Origin of the sequence: Shinella sp. JR1-6 (genome assembly GCF_004284735.1) — a bacterium.
GTDB lineage: Bacteria > Pseudomonadota > Alphaproteobacteria > Rhizobiales > Rhizobiaceae > Shinella.
In genome coordinates, this window is sequence record NZ_SHMI01000005.1 from 251,877 (window position 1) to 268,885 (window position 17,009).

The window sequence follows — 17,009 nt, forward strand, 5'->3', positions numbered from 1 at the left end:
ATATCTGGCACAACGGAACGAAAAGGACGGCCCTCATGCAGCGTCAGGACATTTCCACCTCTCTTCATGCCCTCCCCGGCTCGCCGCCGGTGCGCTGGCGCGTTGCACAGGACCTTGTCGGCTACGATGAAGCCGTCGAAACCATGGAAAAAGAGGCCACGGCGATCGCCAACGGCGAGGCAGACGAGCTTGTCTGGCTGGTCGAACATCCCCCGCTCTACACGGCCGGTACCAGCGCGGATGCAGCCGACCTCGTGGCGCCGGATCGCTTTCCGGTGTTTTCCACAGGCCGCGGCGGCGAATACACCTATCACGGCCCCGGCCAGCGGGTCGTCTATGTCATGCTGGATCTCAAGCGGCGGCGCCAGGACGTGCGCGCCTTCGTGGCGGCACTTGAAGAGGTCGTCATCGATACGCTGTCCTCGATGAACGTGCGCGGCGAGCGGCGCGAGGACCGGGTCGGCGTGTGGGTGCGCCGACCGGACCGTCCGCCGCTGCCGGACGGTTCACCGGCGGAGGACAAGGTGGCGGCCATCGGCATCCGCCTGCGACGCTGGGTGAGCTTTCACGGCTTCTCGCTCAATGTCGATCCGGATCTCGACCATTTTTCCGGCATCGTGCCCTGTGGTATCCGTGGTTACGGGGTGACCAGCCTCGTCGATCTCGGCCTGCCCGTCATGATGAGCGATGTGGATGTGCGCATCCGCGATTCCTTCGAGCACGTGTTCGGACCCACCGTTTCGGATGCGCACTGTCAGCCGAGCAGCCTGTCGCAGGCATAGACGATCGCATAGCCGTGCAGGACGATGGCGGCGTAGAGGCCGAATCCGGCGAGCAGGCGCTGCGGCGCAGTCATCGGGTCGAGCGCCGCCTTGGGCTTCACTCCGCCTGCGCCGATGAGGCTCAAGGCCGTGAAGACCGCAAGGCCGGCCATCAGCAGGCCGACCGGCAACCCGATCCGCCAGCCCACCCAGACAATCGCGAGCGTCACCAGGAAACTCGCTGCCAGAAGGCTGCGCCGGGTCGAAAAGACCTGCCGCAGCACCTGTCCACCGTCGAAACGGTGCATGGGCAGGAGGTTCAGGAGATTGAAGGCTCCGAGAATCAGCAGGAAGATCAACAGTATCGCGCCCGTGGGGCGACCCGCCGCATCGTGCAGCGCAATGAGCGGCGGCACGAGAAAGGCCGGCATGCCGGCGCCCATCAGGGCGCACACCGCGACCTCGAAGCGCGAATTGTACGGCCGCCCGCCGACGGCGATGCCGCCGAGCAGCGGTACGAAGATCATGCGCACCCGCTGGTGCCCGAAGGCGCGGTAGGCGGCCATGTGGCCAAGCTCGTGGAGCACGATCACCACCGTCAAGAGGGTCGATAGCAGGAGGCCACGGGCATTCAGCCCGAAGAACGGCCAGAGCAGCAGTGTGGAAAGCACCGCAAGCCCCGCCTGCGTCACCGGTCGCTCCAAAACGCCGCGCACCTCGCCGCTCCCCGTCTCCAGCCACTGTTCGAGTGCCTTCATCTCCCGGCGGAGCTGGATGTAGCGGTAAAGCAGGAAGGCGACACCGCGATAGCGGTCGGTCTGCTCGACGGTCAGGGCCGTACCGCCCGCCACCGGACGTAGCGTGCGCCGCTCCACAAAATGGTGCCAGAAGGCGGCGTCAAGCGCACTGTCCTCGATCACCCGTGTTTCGCAGGCGATGTTTTCCGCCTCCGCTGCCTCGTTCACCGCCAGCATGCGGGTGATCGGGTTTCCGCGGCGGTCGGGATGGGAGAAGGTCTGCCGGACCCGTTCGGCCGACAGCCGCTCGCTGGAGAGGATCGAGGGATGCCAGTCCGCCTCTCTGCCGAGCGGACTGACGAGCGCGGCGATCCGCGGCGGGGAAGCCTTGAAGGTACGGGTGATCTGCAGCGTCCGGCGACCGATTGGCGCCGCGATCAGCAGCCAGATCAGGCCGAGGTTGATCGCAAGAAGCAGGATGACCGAAACCGATGTCGACATGCCGTCCTCCCCGGCCGTCATGGCAGGCAGGATCAGGCTAGTGGCAATATCCTAACAAATATTAAGGTTCGGCCCGCATCGAAGAACCATCACTCGAATGCGATGTCGGCCTTGAGCTTGCGGCTCCTGTGCTCGCGCCAGATGATGAAGAGGCCGGAGGCGACGATGATCGCGATGCCGAGCCATTTCGACGGCGTCGGGAAGTCGCCGAAAATGGCGTAGCCGAGCACGGTGGCCGAGATGATCTCGAAATACTGGAACGGGGCGAGCAGCGAGAGCGGTGCCATGCGGAAAGCGCGCACGACCAGCATATGGGCATAGCCGGAGAGCGCACCGAGGATGACGAGCAGGATAAGGGCGAAGAGCGACCCCGGCAGTGAGAGCTCGAAATCGGCGATGCCGGCGGAATTGCCGAGGAACAACGCCGCGCCCATGAAGATCGTGCCGCCGAAGCCGGCGATGGTCTGCATGGTCAAGGGCGAATCGGCATCGCCGATCGCCCGGTTCATGAAGAGATAGATGGAGTAGAGGAAGGCGCAGGCGACCGGCAGCAGCGCCGTCCAGCCGAACAACACGAAGCTCGGCTGGATGACGATCAGCGCGCCGCCAAAGCCGACGACGATGGCGAGCCAGCGCCGCCAGCCGACCTTGTCGCCGAGGAAGGCCGCGGACATGGCGGTCAGGATGAAGGGCTCGACGAAGTAGATCGCGAAGACGTCGGCAAGCGGCATGTATTTCACCGCCGCGAAGAACAGGAGGCTTGCCGCCCCGTGGATCGCGCCGCGCAACAGGTTGAGCCAGGGCCGCTTCGGCCGCAGCATGGCGCCGCCGGCGACCGTGAAGATCAGCGGGATCGTGCAGACCACCTGGAAGAAGAAGCGGTAGAACGTCACCTGGCCCGGCGACATGCCCGCGAAGGTCGCCATATATTTGGCGATGGCGTCCATGCAGGGGAGCAGCAGCATGGCGACGGCCATCAGTGCCACGCCCTGCATCGTGCCGGCGCCGGGCTGGTCGTTGGTGCTGGTCGTGGTGTTCATCCGCGTCTCCTTCGTTCGCCCTTGCATATTCCTTTTCCGCACGCTGGCAATGCCGGAAATCGCGTCATCGGCGCGGCGCATTTGGGGCAGCCTGCCGGCACGCCTTGCCTGTAGACTGGCGGCAAAGACAATGGAGGCCGCGATGACCTTTCCCGGCGAGAGCAACACCATCCCCTTCCCTTCGGGCCGCGCCGACGGCGATACGCTTGGTGGGCGCATCTGGCGGGCGCGTGATGCGCTGGGGCTCAGCCTGGAAGACCTCGCCTCCCGCCTCGGTCTGCCGGAGGGCACGGTGAGCGGCTGGGAACGCGACCATGCCGAGCCCGAGACGAAGGCGCTGTTCATGCTGGCCGGCGTTCTCTCGGTCTCGCCCTCCTGGCTGATCGCCGGCATCGGCGAGGCGCCGGCGGACCCTTCCGGCGAGGAGCACCTGCATCCGCTGCTGCGCCAGCTGCAGGAAATCCACCAGCTGCACGACCAGACGGGCAAGGCGATCGCCGCGCTCGAAACCGAGGTCGCAAAATTGATCAAAAAAGATCAAGGCTGACATTTTTCCATTTACCGCACTTGAGAGGCCGAACCCGCTCTGCAATGGTCGGCCCGACACAGAATCCGCATAGGGAGACGAAGATGGACGTACGCGCCGCCGTTGCCGTTCAGGCTGGAAAACCACTTGAGATCATGACCGTACAGCTCGAAGGCCCGCGTGCCGGCGAGGTTCTGGTCGAGGTGAAGGCGACGGGCATCTGCCATACGGACGACTTCACCCTGTCGGGCGCCGATCCGGAAGGCCTCTTCCCGGCCATCCTCGGCCATGAGGGTGCCGGCGTGGTCGTCGATGTCGGCCCGGGCGTCACCTCCGTGAAGAAGGGCGACCATGTCATCCCGCTCTACACGCCCGAATGCCGCGAATGTTACTCCTGCCTGTCGCGCAAGACGAACCTGTGCACGGCCATCCGTTCGACCCAGGGTCAGGGCCTGATGCCCGATGGCACCTCGCGCTTCTCCATCGGCAAGGACAAGATCCACCACTATATGGGCTGCTCCACCTTCGCCAATTACACGGTCCTGCCGGAGATCGCGCTGGCCAAGGTCAATCCGGACGCGCCCTTCGACAAGATCTGCTACATCGGCTGCGGCGTGACCACCGGCATCGGCGCCGTCATCAACACGGCCAAGGTCGAGATCGGCTCGACGGCCATCGTCTTCGGCCTCGGCGGCATCGGCCTCAACGTGCTGCAGGGCCTGCGCCTTGCCGGCGCGGACATGATCGTCGGCGTCGACATCAATCCCGACCGCAAGGCATGGGGCGAAAAATTCGGCATGACGCATTTCGTCAATCCGAAGGAGGTCGAGGGCGACATCGTGCCCTATCTCGTCAACCTGACGAAGCGGAACGGCGACCTGATCGGCGGGGCGGACTATACGTTCGACTGCACGGGCAACACGAAGGTGATGCGCCAGGCGCTGGAATCGGCCCATCGCGGCTGGGGCAAGTCGGTCATCATCGGCGTTGCCGGCGCGGGACAGGAGATCTCGACGCGTCCGTTCCAGCTCGTCACCGGCCGCCAGTGGATGGGCACGGCCTTCGGCGGCGCGCGCGGGCGTACCGACGTTCCGAAGATCGTCGACTGGTACATGGACGGCAAGATCCAGATCGACCCGATGATCACCCACACCATGCCGCTCGACGAGATCAACACTGGCTTCGACCTCATGCATGCCGGTACGTCCATCCGCGGCGTCGTCGTCTATTGACGGGCATGGCACCCTATCTGATCGACGTGCGGAGGATGGCAGCATTCTCCGCCGTCGAGCTTTATGCCCTCCTGAAACTGCGTGTCGACGTCTTCGTCGTCGAGCAGGCCTGCGTCTATCCCGAACTCGACGGCAAGGACGAAGATGCCCGGCATCTGCGGCTGCTGATCGACGGCGAGACGGCCGCCTATGCCCGCCTGTGGCAACCGGAGAACGGGGCACCGCGCATCGGCCGCGTCCTCGTTTCGCCTAAGCATCGCGGCAGGGGCCTCGGCGAGGCCCTGATGCGCGAAGCGATATCGGCCTGCGAGGCGCATTTCCCCGGGCAACCGATCGCCCTGTCCGCGCAAAGCCATCTGGAACGCTTCTACCGGTCCTTCGGTTTCGTGCCGACATCGGGAGAATATGTCGAGGACGGCATTGCCCATATCGACATGCAGCGTCCCGCCGGCCATTCTTGAACCTGCGCAGAGCCACCGAAATACAGGAAATTGCGGCGCCATGATCTACGTTGACGCGGATGCGTGCCCGGTAAAGGCCGAAATCCTCAAGGTGGCGGAACGCCATGGCATGGAGGTGACCTTCGTCGCCAATTCGGGCCTGCGCCCCTCGCGCGACCCGATGGTGCGCAACATCATCGTCTCCGGCGCCTTCGACGCCGCGGACAACTGGATCGCCGATCACGTTAGTGCAGACGACATCGTCGTGACGGCCGACGTGCCGCTTGCCGTGCGCTGCGTCGAGAAGGGCGCGCATGTCACCGGCCCCACCGGCCGGCTCTTCGACAAGACGAATATCGGCATGGCCAGCGCGATGCGCGATCTCGGCGCGCACCTGCGCGAGACCGGCGAGAGCAAGGGCTATAACGCCGCCTTCTCCCCGCGCGACCGGTCCGCCTTCCTCGAAATGCTCGACCGGCTTTGCCGCCGGGCGAAGAGCGCGCAGGCTGGGCCCTCCCCATGACACGTTCGCCGGGGCCGAGGATCTACGGCAGGCACCTGCCCTTCTATGTCGGCGCCGGCGCAGCCGCTGTCAGCCTTCTCGCCGCACTCTGGTTCAAGCCGGATTTTTCGATCGACATCGCGGCTGTCGTCTTCTTCCTCTGCTATCTCCTCCTGACCGCATGGCGCGTGCCGCGCCTGACCGCCGCCCATCTCGAACATTATGCGACGGACACCGACGAGCCGATCGCGGTCATCTTCGCCGTCACCGTCGCAGCCGTCGCCGTTTCCACGGGCTCGCTCTTCGTGGTGCTCAACCGACCGGCCGCCTCCCTCGGGGAATTCGCACTCGCCTTCGCCTCCGTCGCGCTCGGCTGGCTGACCATCCACACCATGGCGGCCATGCACTATGCCCATCTCTACTGGCGTCCCGGCAATCTTGACGAAGGGAACGGCCTCGATTTTCCCGGCAAGGCCGAGCCCGGCGCCTACGACTTCCTCTATTTCGCCTTCGTCATCGGCATGACGGCACAGACCTCGGATGTCGCGATCACCTCCACGGCGATGCGCAAGGTCAACCTGCTGCACGCGGTCGTTTCCTTCTTCTTCAATACGGTGCTGGTCGCCGCCGCAGTCAATGCGGCGGTGTCGCTCGCGTCCTGAACCATACGGAGTTTCCAGATGAAAGTGCTTTCCCAGAACACGGCCTTCGGCGGCATGCAGGGTGTGTTCGCCCATGATTCGGAGGCCTGCAAATGCGAGATGACCTTTGCCGTCTTCGTGCCGCCGCAGGCGATCCGGGAGCCGCGTCCGGTGCTCTGGTATCTGTCCGGCCTGACCTGCAGCCACGCCAATGTCATGGAAAAGGGCGAATACCGGCGCATGGCCGCCGAACTCGGCCTCATCGTCGTGTGCCCGGACACCAGCCCGCGCGGCAATGACGTGCCGGACGAGATCACCAACTGGCAGATGGGCAAGGGCGCCGGCTTCTATCTCGACGCCACCGAAGCGCCCTGGGCAGAGCACTACCAGATGTACAGCTACGTGACGGAGGAACTGCCGAACTTCGTCAGCCAGCATTTCCGCATGGACATGACACGCCAGGGCATTATCGGCCATTCGATGGGTGGCCATGGCGCCATGACGATCGCGCTCAAGAACCCGGACCGCTTCAGGAGCTGCTCGGCCTTCGCGCCGATCGTCGAGCCTTCCACCGCCGACTGGTCGGTCCCGGCCTTCGAAAAGTATCTCGGCGCCGACAAGGCGGCATGGCGGGAATACGATGCCTGCGCCCTTGTCGCCGATGGTGCCCGCTTCCCGGAATTCCTCATCGACCAGGGCAAGGCGGACGGTTTTCTGGAAAACGGCCTGCGTCCCTGGCTGTTCGAGGATGCGGTCAAGGATACGGACATCGGGCTGACGCTGCGCATGCACGAGCGCTACGACCATTCCTATTACTTCATCTCGACCTTCATGGACGACCATCTGAAGTGGCATGCCGAACGCCTCGGCTGAGCCGGCGTCATGGCGGGGGCGCATGGCTGGCATGCCGCCCCCAACCTTGCCCTTCGCTGTCCCCCGCGTATAGTCCGCACCGGTAGACGGCTGCCGCCGGAGCCATCCGGTCACGACTGCGGGGACGGCCTCGCTCCCTTCATGGAGTGGGCAATGCCCTGGATCTATCTCATGCTCGCCGGCCTTTTCGAAATCGGCTGGGCGATTGGCCTCAAATACACCGACGGCTTCACCAAACCGCTGCCCACCGCGCTCACCGCCGGCTCGATGATCATCTCCATCGTGCTGCTCGGGCTTGCCGTGAAGACACTGCCGATCGGCACCGCCTATGCGATCTGGACCGGCATCGGCACGGTCGGCACCGTGATGCTCGGCATCATCCTCTTCGCCGAGCCGGTAACTGCCGTTCGCATGGGCTGCATCGCCCTCATCGTCACCGGCATCCTCGGCCTGAAATTTGCGGCCTAACGGCGGTTGTCGAGGGCGAAAGCGCCTGGCCCCGCGGCTGTCAGATACAGGAAGACGAAGCAGAACAGGATCGCGGCATCGCCGCGATTGTTGACGGGGAAGAAGTCCTGCGGCGCATGCGCCATGAAATAGGCGACCGCCATGAAGCCGCAGAGCACGAAAGCCACCGGCCGCGTGAAGAGGCCGAGAAGGATGAGAACCCCGCCGACGATCTCCAATGCGCCGGCCGCGCCGATCAGGTTCATGAGGTCGCCGAAAGGCTGTTCGGCTGGCGGAAAATTGAAGAATTTCTGCGTGCCGTGCTCGATGAAGAGCAGCGCCGTCATGATGCGCAGCGCCGCCAGCGCTTGCGGCCGGTAGGCGGATAGTCCGTCGAGCATGCGGTTCACCCCTCTCCATTTTTTACGAGAGAGGGAGGCTAGCATGCTTTGTCCGTGGTTTCGCCTGGCGGACGGACCTTTTGCCTTGGGATCAGTCGCAGCTGATCGCCTGCGTGACGACGCAGGGCGCGATCTTCTTCGTGGAGCCCTCCGGCAAAGCGCGCGAGCGCACGCTGAGCGCCGCTTCGGTGGGAATGACGAGCGGTCGCTTCTGTCCACCCGAATAGGCCTGGACGGAGGTCGTCGCCGCCGTGCGCCGCTTGCCGCCGGCATATTTGCGGCCCTTGCCGGAACGCTTGCCATGGGGCGCCTTGGCGTTTGCGACAGGCGCGAGGTGATAGGCCAGCGCCACGCGCTTGGCGATCGCATCGCCCAGCGCCGCCTCGCGGCCCTTGCGTTCCGGCATGAAGCTGTTGATCGTCAGCGTCCGGCTCGCCGCAGCCCCGGGCCCGCTCAGCGTGACCGTGACACGCGCCGTGCTCTCTCCGTCGCGGCCCTGCCTGACGCCGGAAACCCGCACATCCATCGTCGCGCGGTCGATCGCGACAGCGCGGCGCGTAGCCCTTGCGGCCCGTTTCAGGTGCTCGCCGGTGCGCTTCAGCACCGTGGCGGATGCACTGTCGTCACCACTGACGACGACCTTGCGGATATCGCGGACCGGAAAAGCCTCATCGGCGCTTGCGGCAAGGGGCATGGAAAGGAGAAGGCTTGCGGAAAGAAGCGTGCGAACGAGGAACTGCATGAAAATACCGGTATGCGATGTCGGATTTCGGCCGCGTGCCAAAATGGTGCGAACCTCTTAATAAAGTCTTTTCAGCGCGGAATTTCCGCAAGAACGGCGGCGGCGACGTCCATCTCCGCCCGGCGCAGTTCACGGCGGCGGAAGGCTTCCTCGTCCGTGCCCCAATGTTCGATCTGCCAGTCCTCGTCGACATGGGCGAGCGCCCAGGCCCTGTCGGCGTCGATGACACCCTCCGCAAGCGCCAGCGCCAGAAGCGCCGAACCGGTAAGCGTCGTCACGGTGTGCAGGCAGGCAAGCGCCAATGGATCGCGGAAGCTGGAAAGCGCCTCGGAAAAGGCCTCGATCGCCGGCGCTGGCTGTTCCTGGTGCATCACGCCTTCGATGAGAATGAAGCGCGCGCCCCGGTTATCGGCCGCCCAGCGGAGGATCGGATCCCAGCCCTCGCGCTGCCGTTCGACGAGCCCGGCCGGTGAATCCGCGCGATAGCAGAGCATGTCCGTGCCGGCAAAGCGCACGATCTCGTCGAAGACCGCGTCGAAGTTCTCCGCGACACCGTCGACGGCCGTGTTGACGAGGCGGGTCACCGGCATCTTCGCCGGATCGATCTCCTCGCCCTGCCCATCCCATTCGGCGACGAGACGCGTAGCGATCGGTTGTGTCGGCACGGCAAGGAGTTTCTTACCGGGCGTACGCACCGGGCGGCCGTCGAGCAGGATGCGATGGCCCTCCTCCACCTTGTCGGTCGAGACCTCCTTGTAGAAGCGCTTCGGCAAAGGGCGCTTCATCTGGATCTGCGCGCGGCGCACCGGATCGGGATCGCTCATCGCATCGGAAAGGTCGCTCAGAATGTCACGCATCGGAAATCTCCAGCCATTCGAGGAGGTCGGCGGGCGTGCGCAGGATATGGTCCGCGCCGGCCTCGACCAGTTCGGGCACACTGGCATAGCCCCAGGAAACGCCGATCGCCTTCGCGCCCGCCGCTTTCGCCATCTGCATATCGTAAATCGCGTCGCCGATGACAACCGTGCGGGTCGCATCGATGCCCGCCTCGCTGCAGCATTCGGTCACCATGGCCGGGTGCGGCTTGGAGGGGCAGTCGTCCGCCGTGCGCGAGACGAAGAAGGTCTTGTCGAAGCCGTGCGCGGCGCGGATGAGGTCGAGGCCGCGGCGGGATTTGCCGGTGACGGCACCAAGGATCAGGTCGTCTTGCCGTTCGAGGCGCGCCATCATGGCGGCGATGCCGGGAAAGAGCGGCTCCTGGAAACCGGGTTCGGCGCGTACGCCGGAATAGGCCGCCTTGTAGTGCGCGGTCATCGCCAGCGCCTCGTCGTCGACATGCGGCTTGCCCTGCATGCGGGCAATGGCGATGTCGAGCGTCAGGCCGATGATCGCCTTGGTCTCGGAAATATCCGGCCGCGCGTGGCCGAAATCGACGAAGGTGCGCGCCATGACCTCATGGATCAGGTTGACGCTGTCGACCAGCGTGCCGTCGCAATCAAAGAGAACGAGCCGCATCAGTCTTCCTCGTCCGCCGCGTTCTGGTCGAAGCCGAAGAGGTTCCAGGTCTGCACCATGTGCGGCGGCAGCGGCGCGGTGACGCGCAGGCGCCCGCCATTGGGGTGCGGAATGTCGATGCGGCGGGCATGGAGGTGCAGGCGGTTCTGTACGCCGCCGGGGAAATTCCAGTTGACGTCGGCCTCGAAATATTTGGGATCGCCGAGGATCGGGTGGCCGATATGGGCAGCGTGGACGCGCAGCTGGTGCGTACGGCCGGTATAGGGCTCCATTTCAAGCCAGGCAAAATTCTGGGCGGCCTGCTCGATGACCCGGTAGAAGGACACAGCATGATCGGCGCCGTCCTCGCCGTGCTTGGCGATGCGCATGCGGTCGCCATCCGGCGTTTGCTCCTTGACGAGCCAGGTCGAGATCTTGTCCTCATGCTTCTTCGGCACGCCCATCACCAGCGACCAGTAGGTCTTCTTGGTATCGCGCTCGCGGAAGGCGGCCGTCAGCTTCTGCGCCGCGCCGCGCGTGCGGGCTATCACGAGCACGCCCGACGTGTCGCGGTCGAGCCGGTGCACGAGGCGCGGCTTTTCGCCCTTCTGGTTGGTCCAGGCCTCGAGCATCTGGTCGATATGGCGATTGACGCCGGAACCACCCTGCACGGCGATGCCGGCCGGCTTGTTGAGCACGATGACCTTGTCGTCCTCATGCAGCAACATGCGAGAGAGCAGTTCGTGATCGGAGGAATGCTTTAGATCGCGACCGGCTATGGGTCCGCCCTTCGCAGCCTTGGCATCGACCTCCATCGGGGGGATGCGGATCATCTGTCCCGGCTGTACGCGGGTATCGCTCTTGACGCGGCCGCCATCGATGCGCACCTGGCCGGAGCGCAGCAATTTCTGGAGCGGGCCGAAGCCGAGGCCCGGATAGTGGATCTTGAACCACCGGTCGAGCCGCATGCCCGCCTCGTCGTTCTCCACCTGCTTGTGTTCGATGCCTGCCATGTCAGCCTTCTTTCGTTGCGCCGTGCTTTAGCGCAAGAACCGGCTGAGGGGAACCGTCTAGAATGCGCGGAAGGTCAGCGTCGTCAGCGAGCGCACGATGCCCGGAATGGAGGCGACGTGATCGTTGATGAACTTGCCGATATCCTCCTCGCTGTCGACATAGATTTTCAGGAGCAGATCGTAGTCGCCACTCGTCGAGTAGAGCTCCGAAATGAGTTCCGTAGCGTAAAGCGCATCGGCAACTTCGTAGGTTTTGCCCGGAGCGCATTGCAATTGCACGAAAATCGGCTTCATCGGTCCTCCCGCGCCATCGGCGGCATGCTTGTTGCCGCCCGATTCCGGCGGCCTACAGTGCTTCTTATGACGGAATTCCGCCGGCAAAGGCAAGGCCGGCCGAAATTCGCACGGACCGTTAAAATTCGATGAAAATGCAACCCTTGCGGTTCATGTCTCGGAAAGGCGCAACTGTTAAATTGCGAGAACGTAACCAACACCGTAGAACGCCATGACACAGATCGTGACAGTTTCGCCGGCAACGGCCGCTTATGCATCACAAGGGATGCGGCTGCAGACGCGCGCGAACACGCTTTTCGAGGAACGCATCCACGCCTGGAGCCAGGACGCCAAGGTTCGGGGTGACGCCCGCGCGATCGCCGCGCTCAATGTCATCCAGCCGCCGGCCCTCGCGCTCGCGCTGATCACGGCGCCCGGAGGCACGCCGCAGGTAACGGTCGCCGAGGCGCAACGCCTCTATGACGAGAACGAGCTGCCCACCCTCCCGGAACCCGCCTGATCCTCCCCACAGAAACAGCCGTCCTCCGACCTCTGGCCCCCTCGGGGGCCTTTTCTTTGCAGCCCTCTCCCGGCCCTTTCCCGCTACGACAAAAATTCGCTTGGGAGCGACGCAACGCTCTTGCCAAAGCGCAGGCAACGCCGTTATCTGGAGGCAACCTCGCTGGGAGAAGCTGGCCGTCCGACCACGGGCATGGCCGGTGCCGAAGGAGCAACCGCCCCGGAAACTCTCAGGCAAAAGGACCAGCAAGGTGCCGTCGTAACTCTGGAGAGAAGCGTTTTTCGAGCGCTCGCCGAAGGGATAACAATCTCAGGCGAAGGGACAGAGGGGGCTCAGGAGAGCGGCGCGAGAGCGCCGGGATTGTGAGCCGGTGCCCGTTAGATCGTGGGCGCCACAAGACTGGAGGGCGCCTTTTGGACGAAACGTCTGAACTCAAGAAAACCCCGCTTCATGCGCTGAACGTTTCGCTCGGCGGACGCATGGTGCCGTTCGCCGGCTATGAGATGCCGGTGCAATACGCTGCCGGCGTGATGAAGGAGCATCTGCACACCCGCAGGGCCGCCGGCCTCTTCGACGTGTCCCACATGGGCCAGGTGACTGTGCGCGCCCGCTCCGGCGACAATGCCGACGCCGCTCGCGCGCTGGAGACGCTGGTGCCGGTCGACGTGCTCGGCCTCGGCGAAGGCCGCCAGCGCTATGCCCTTTTCACCAATGACGAAGGCGGCATCCAGGACGACCTGATGATCGCCAACCGCGGCGACCATTTCTACGTCGTCGTCAATGCTGCCTGCAAGGACGCGGATTTCGCCCATATGCAGGCGAAGATCGGCGATGTCTGCGAACTGACATTGCATGACGACCGCGCCCTCATCGCCCTGCAGGGCCCGCATGCCGAGGCCGTGCTTGCCGAACTCTGGGCGGACGTCTCCTCGATGCGCTTCATGGACGTGCGCGCCTGCGACCTGCACGATGCCGACTGCATCGTCTCGCGCTCGGGCTATACGGGTGAGGACGGTTTCGAGATTTCCATCCCCGCCAGCCTCGCCGAAGCGGTCTGTCGCCGCCTGCTCGACCATCCGGACGTGTTGCCGATCGGCCTTGGCGCGCGCGATTCGCTGCGTCTTGAAGCCGGCCTCTGCCTCTACGGCAACGACATCGACACGACGACGACGCCGGTGGAAGCCGGTCTCGAATGGGCGATCCAGAAGGTGCGCCGCACGGGTGGCGAGCGCGCCGGCGGTTTTCCGGGCGCCGCTGTTATCCTCGACCAGCTTGAGAACGGTGCCTCGCGCCGTCGTGTCGGTCTGAGGGCGGAAGGCCGGGCGCCGGTGCGCGGCGGTGCGGTGCTTGCCACCGACGCCGAGGGCGAGGATGTCGTCGGCACCGTCACGTCTGGCGGCTTCGGCCCGAATGCCGACGGCCCGGTGGCCATGGGTTACGTCACCAAGTCCGCGATCGCGCCCGGCACCCAGCTCTATGCCGGCGTGCGCGGAAAATTCCTACCCGTCACCGTCGCGGCGATGCCCTTCGTCAAGAACACCTTCAAACGCTGACCAGCGAACAGATTTTCCCAGGAGAGGAACGAACATGCTGAAATTCACCGAAGAACACGAGTGGCTGAAGATCGAGGGCGGCGTCGCGACCGTCGGCATCACGCAGCACGCAGCCGAACAGCTCGGCGATCTCGTCTTCGTGGAACTGCCCGAGGTCGGCGCGACCTTCGAAAAAGGTGGCGATGCCGCGACCGTCGAAAGCGTCAAGGCCGCCTCCGACGTCTATTGTCCGCTTGACGGCGAGATCGTCGAGGTCAACGAAGCGATCACCGCCGATCCCTCTCTCGTCAACAGCGACCCGCAGGGCGCCGGCTGGTTCTTCAAGCTGAAGCTCGCCAACCCGTCCGATGCGGACGCGCTGCTCGACGAAGCCGCCTACAAGGAGCTTGTCGGCTGATGTCTCTCCCCAAGGATTTCGCCTTTACCGATTACCAGCCCTACGATTTCGCCAACCGTCGCCATATCGGCCCCTCGCCGAAGGAGATGGAGGCGATGCTGAAGGTGATCGGTTATGACAGCCTCGACGCGCTGATCGACGACACCGTGCCGAAATCGATCCGGCAGGAAAAGCCGCTCGAATGGGGCGCGGCGATGACCGAGCGCGAAGCGCTCGACAAGCTGCGCGAGACCGCAAACCGCAACAAGAAGCTCGTCTCGCTGATCGGCCAGGGCTACTACGGCACGATCACCCCGCCGGTCGTCCAGCGCAACATCCTGGAGAACCCCGCCTGGTACACGGCCTATACGCCCTACCAGCCGGAAATCAGCCAGGGCCGTCTTGAAGCGCTGCTCAACTATCAGACCATGGTCTGCGACCTGACCGGCCTCGATGTCGCCAACGCCTCGCTGCTCGATGAAGCGACGGCCGCCGCCGAAGCCATGGCCATGGCCGAGCGCGTCTCGAAGTCGAAGGCAAAGGCCTTCTTTGTCGACGAGAACTGCCACCCGCAGACCATCGCGCTCCTGAAGACCCGTTCCGAGCCACTTGGCTGGAGCGTCATCGTCGGCGACCCCTTCACCGATCTCGACCCCGTCGACGTGTTCGGCGCGATCTTCCAGTATCCCGGTACCTACGGTCATGTGCGTGACTTCTCGGGCCTCATCTCGCGTCTGCACCAGACCGGCGCCATCGCCGTCGTCGCGGCCGATCCGCTGGCCCTCGCCCTCCTGAAATCGCCCGGCGACATGGACGCGGATATCGCCATCGGCTGCACCCAGCGTTTCGGCGTGCCGGTCGGTTACGGCGGGCCGCATGCGGCCTATATGGCGGTCAAGGACGCCTACAAGCGCTCCATGCCCGGTCGCCTCGTCGGCGTTTCCATCGACGCGCGCGGCAACCGCGCCTACCGCCTGTCGCTGCAGACCCGCGAACAGCACATCCGCCGCGAGAAGGCGACGTCGAACATCTGCACCGCGCAGGTGCTGCTCGCCGTCATGGCCTCCATGTATGCGGTCTTCCACGGCCCGCAGGGCCTGAAGGCGATCGCGCAGAGCGTGCACCAGAAGACCGTGCGCCTCGCCAAGGGCCTCGAGAAGCTGGGTTACACGGTCGAGCCCGAGGTCTTCTTTGACACGATCACCGTGCATGTCGGCAAGTTGCAGGGCATCATCCTGAAGACCGCTGTCGCGGAAGAGGTCAACCTTCGCAAGATCGGTGACGACCGCATCGGCATCAGTCTCGACGAGCGCTCGCGCCCCGTCACGCTGGAAGCCGTCTGGCGCGCCTTCGGCGGCGATTTCGAGGTGGCGGAGTTCGAGCCGGACTACCGTCTGCCGGAAGACCTGCTGCGTACCAGCGAATACCTGACGCATCCGATCTTCCACATGAACCGCGCGGAAAGCGAGATGGTGCGCTACATCCGCCGCCTCTCCGACCGCGACCTCGCGCTCGACCGCGCGATGATTCCGCTCGGTTCCTGCACGATGAAACTCAATGCGACAGCGGAAATGCTGCCGATCACTTGGCCGGAATTTGCAGAAATCCATCCCTTCGTTCCGGCCGACCAGGCGCAGGGTTATCGCTACCTCATCGAGGACCTGTCGCAGAAACTCTGCGACATCACCGGCTACGACGCCGTTTCCATGCAGCCGAATTCCGGCGCGCAGGGCGAATATGCCGGCCTGCTGACCATCCGCGCCTACCACCTCGCCAACGGCAACACGCACCGCGACGTCTGCCTCATCCCGACCTCCGCGCACGGCACCAATCCGGCCTCCGCCCAGATGGTCGGCATGAAGGTCGTCGTCGTGAAGGTGTCTGACAACGGCGACATCGACATGGACGATTTCCGTGCGAAAGCAGAGCAGTACGCGGAAAATCTCTCGTGCTGCATGATCACGTACCCCTCCACGCACGGCGTCTTTGAGGAGAACGTGCGCGAGATCTGCGAGATCGTCCACAAGCACGGCGGCCAAGTCTATATCGACGGCGCCAACATGAACGCCATGGTGGGCCTTGCCCGCCCCGGTGATATCGGCGGCGACGTCAGCCACCTCAACCTGCACAAGACCTTCTGCATCCCGCATGGCGGCGGCGGCCCCGGCATGGGCCCGATCGGCGTCAAGGCGCACCTTGCGCCGTACCTGCCGGGTCATCCCGATATTCCGGGTCTCGGCGGCACCGGTGCGGTCTCGGCAGCGCCCTTCGGCTCGGCCTCGATCCTGCCGATCTCGTGGAGCTACTGCCTGATGATGGGTGGTGCTGGCCTGACGCAGGCGACGAAGGTGGCGATCCTCAACGCCAACTACATCGCCGCCCGTCTCAAGGGCGCCTATGACGTGCTCTACACGTCCTCCAGGGGCCGCGTGGCGCACGAGTGCATCATCGACACGCGCCCGCTTGCCGAAAGCGCCGGCGTCACCGTCGACGACGTCGCCAAGCGGCTGATCGACTGCGGCTTCCACGCCCCGACCATGAGCTGGCCGGTGGCCGGCACGCTGATGATCGAGCCGACCGAATCGGAGACCAAGGCCGAGATCGACCGGTTCTGCGAGGCGATGCTGGCGATCCGCGAGGAAGCCCGCGCCATCGAGAACGGCACGATGGACAAGGTCAACAACCCGCTGAAGAACGCCCCGCACACGGTGGAAGACCTCGTCGGCGAATGGGACCGCCCCTATTCGCGCGAACAGGCCTGCTACCCGCCGGGCGCCTTCCGGGTCGACAAGTACTGGTCGCCGGTCAACCGCGTCGACAACGTCTATGGCGACCGCAACCTCGTCTGCTCCTGCCCGCCGCTCGAGGACTACGCGGAAGCCGCCGAGTAAGCATCGCAAGACTTTGAGCCCCGGCCGATCCTATCGGCCGGGGCTT

At 64.7% G+C, this 17,009-nt stretch carries 20 protein-coding genes and 1 riboswitch; of the genes, 12 read left to right on the forward strand and 8 right to left on the reverse strand.

Translation table 11 applies throughout. The annotated features are described in order from the left end of the window. Positions 1-35: 35 nt before the first annotated feature. Positions 36-782 carry a lipoyl(octanoyl) transferase LipB gene (gene lipB, locus EXZ48_RS11145; RefSeq protein WP_050744043.1) on the forward strand — a complete coding sequence of 249 codons (747 nt, stop codon included), beginning with the start codon at positions 36-38 and terminating at the stop codon, positions 780-782. Here the strand turns inward: lipB and EXZ48_RS11150 are convergent. Next, positions 755-1,999 carry a hypothetical protein gene (locus EXZ48_RS11150; protein WP_130515955.1) on the reverse strand — a complete coding sequence of 415 codons (1,245 nt, stop codon included), beginning with the start codon at positions 1,997-1,999 and terminating at the stop codon, positions 755-757. The two genes, lipB and EXZ48_RS11150, sit on opposite strands and share 28 nt — an antisense overlap. 89 nt (positions 2,000-2,088) lie before the next feature. Continuing rightward, positions 2,089-3,039 (reverse strand): DMT family transporter, encoded by a 951-nt coding sequence (locus EXZ48_RS11155; RefSeq protein ID WP_023515311.1) that lies wholly within the window; start codon positions 3,037-3,039, stop codon positions 2,089-2,091. Between the two features lie 142 nt (positions 3,040-3,181). Between EXZ48_RS11155 and EXZ48_RS35915 the strand changes: the two genes are divergently transcribed. The 7 genes from EXZ48_RS35915 to EXZ48_RS11190 all read left to right on the forward strand — a co-directional run bounded on the left by EXZ48_RS35915 (position 3,182) and on the right by EXZ48_RS11190 (position 7,721). Next, the gene (locus tag EXZ48_RS35915; protein WP_023515310.1) at positions 3,182-3,586 is read left to right on the forward strand and encodes a helix-turn-helix domain-containing protein; all 405 of its coding nucleotides are present in this window, start codon (positions 3,182-3,184) and stop codon (positions 3,584-3,586) included. A gap of 83 nt (positions 3,587-3,669) precedes the next feature. Further along, complete coding sequence (locus EXZ48_RS11165; RefSeq protein WP_023515309.1) at positions 3,670-4,797, forward strand: S-(hydroxymethyl)glutathione dehydrogenase/class III alcohol dehydrogenase; 1,128 nt, start codon at positions 3,670-3,672, stop codon at positions 4,795-4,797. Positions 4,798-4,832: 35 nt separating this feature from the next. Further along, on the forward strand, positions 4,833-5,258 hold the full coding sequence (locus EXZ48_RS11170; RefSeq protein ID WP_245290414.1) for a GNAT family N-acetyltransferase: 426 nt from the start codon (positions 4,833-4,835) through the stop codon (positions 5,256-5,258). A gap of 40 nt (positions 5,259-5,298) precedes the next feature. Continuing rightward, positions 5,299-5,760 carry a YaiI/YqxD family protein gene (locus tag EXZ48_RS11175; protein WP_023515307.1) on the forward strand — a complete coding sequence of 154 codons (462 nt, stop codon included), beginning with the start codon at positions 5,299-5,301 and terminating at the stop codon, positions 5,758-5,760. Next, positions 5,757-6,401, forward strand: a complete 645-nt coding sequence (locus EXZ48_RS11180; RefSeq protein WP_130515958.1) for a DUF1345 domain-containing protein — start codon at positions 5,757-5,759, stop codon at positions 6,399-6,401. Before EXZ48_RS11175 ends, EXZ48_RS11180 begins: the two co-directional genes overlap by 4 nt. A gap of 18 nt (positions 6,402-6,419) precedes the next feature. Continuing rightward, positions 6,420-7,253, forward strand: a complete 834-nt coding sequence (fghA, locus tag EXZ48_RS11185) for an S-formylglutathione hydrolase (RefSeq protein WP_050743954.1) — start codon at positions 6,420-6,422, stop codon at positions 7,251-7,253. A 153-nt stretch (positions 7,254-7,406) separates the two neighbouring features. Beyond that, positions 7,407-7,721: a multidrug efflux SMR transporter gene (locus EXZ48_RS11190; RefSeq protein ID WP_023515304.1), complete on the forward strand. Its 315-nt coding sequence runs from the start codon at positions 7,407-7,409 to the stop codon at positions 7,719-7,721. Here the strand turns inward: EXZ48_RS11190 and EXZ48_RS11195 are convergent. The 6 genes from EXZ48_RS11195 to EXZ48_RS11220 form a co-directional block, all read right to left on the reverse strand. Continuing rightward, positions 7,718-8,101, reverse strand: coding sequence for a DoxX family protein (locus EXZ48_RS11195; RefSeq protein ID WP_023515303.1), 384 nt, complete (start codon positions 8,099-8,101; stop codon positions 7,718-7,720). The two genes, EXZ48_RS11190 and EXZ48_RS11195, sit on opposite strands and share 4 nt — an antisense overlap. Before the next feature lie 91 nt (positions 8,102-8,192). Further along, positions 8,193-8,843 carry a hypothetical protein gene (locus tag EXZ48_RS11200; RefSeq protein ID WP_130515960.1) on the reverse strand — a complete coding sequence of 217 codons (651 nt, stop codon included), beginning with the start codon at positions 8,841-8,843 and terminating at the stop codon, positions 8,193-8,195. Positions 8,844-8,914: 71 nt separating this feature from the next. Then, positions 8,915-9,700: an ATP12 family chaperone protein gene (locus EXZ48_RS11205; RefSeq protein ID WP_023515301.1), complete on the reverse strand. Its 786-nt coding sequence runs from the start codon at positions 9,698-9,700 to the stop codon at positions 8,915-8,917. Beyond that, complete coding sequence (locus tag EXZ48_RS11210) at positions 9,693-10,358, reverse strand: HAD-IA family hydrolase (protein ID WP_023515300.1); 666 nt, start codon at positions 10,356-10,358, stop codon at positions 9,693-9,695. The genes EXZ48_RS11205 and EXZ48_RS11210 overlap by 8 nt, the downstream gene beginning before the upstream one ends. Further along, positions 10,358-11,350, reverse strand: coding sequence for an RluA family pseudouridine synthase (locus EXZ48_RS11215; RefSeq protein ID WP_023515299.1), 993 nt, complete (start codon positions 11,348-11,350; stop codon positions 10,358-10,360). The genes EXZ48_RS11210 and EXZ48_RS11215 overlap by 1 nt, the downstream gene beginning before the upstream one ends. A 57-nt stretch (positions 11,351-11,407) precedes the next feature. Next, on the reverse strand, positions 11,408-11,644 hold the full coding sequence (locus EXZ48_RS11220; RefSeq protein ID WP_024271053.1) for an Lrp/AsnC ligand binding domain-containing protein: 237 nt from the start codon (positions 11,642-11,644) through the stop codon (positions 11,408-11,410). Between the two features lie 211 nt (positions 11,645-11,855). Here EXZ48_RS11220 and EXZ48_RS11225 point away from each other — a divergent pair, with 211 nt between their 5' ends. The 4 genes from EXZ48_RS11225 to gcvP all read left to right on the forward strand — a co-directional run bounded on the left by EXZ48_RS11225 (position 11,856) and on the right by gcvP (position 16,963). Beyond that, a complete protein-coding gene (locus tag EXZ48_RS11225) occupies positions 11,856-12,143 on the forward strand; it encodes a hypothetical protein (protein ID WP_130515962.1) in 288 nt (95 codons plus the stop codon). Between the two features lie 153 nt (positions 12,144-12,296). Beyond that, positions 12,297-12,398, forward strand: a riboswitch (glycine riboswitch). A gap of 158 nt (positions 12,399-12,556) precedes the next feature. Continuing rightward, positions 12,557-13,696 carry a glycine cleavage system aminomethyltransferase GcvT gene (gcvT, locus tag EXZ48_RS11230; RefSeq protein WP_130515964.1) on the forward strand — a complete coding sequence of 380 codons (1,140 nt, stop codon included), beginning with the start codon at positions 12,557-12,559 and terminating at the stop codon, positions 13,694-13,696. A 34-nt stretch (positions 13,697-13,730) separates the two neighbouring features. Then, a complete protein-coding gene (gcvH, locus tag EXZ48_RS11235) occupies positions 13,731-14,093 on the forward strand; it encodes a glycine cleavage system protein GcvH (protein WP_050743947.1) in 363 nt (120 codons plus the stop codon). After that, on the forward strand, positions 14,093-16,963 hold the full coding sequence (gene gcvP, locus EXZ48_RS11240) for an aminomethyl-transferring glycine dehydrogenase (RefSeq protein ID WP_024271052.1): 2,871 nt from the start codon (positions 14,093-14,095) through the stop codon (positions 16,961-16,963). The genes gcvH and gcvP overlap by 1 nt, the downstream gene beginning before the upstream one ends. Positions 16,964-17,009 lie beyond the last annotated feature (46 nt).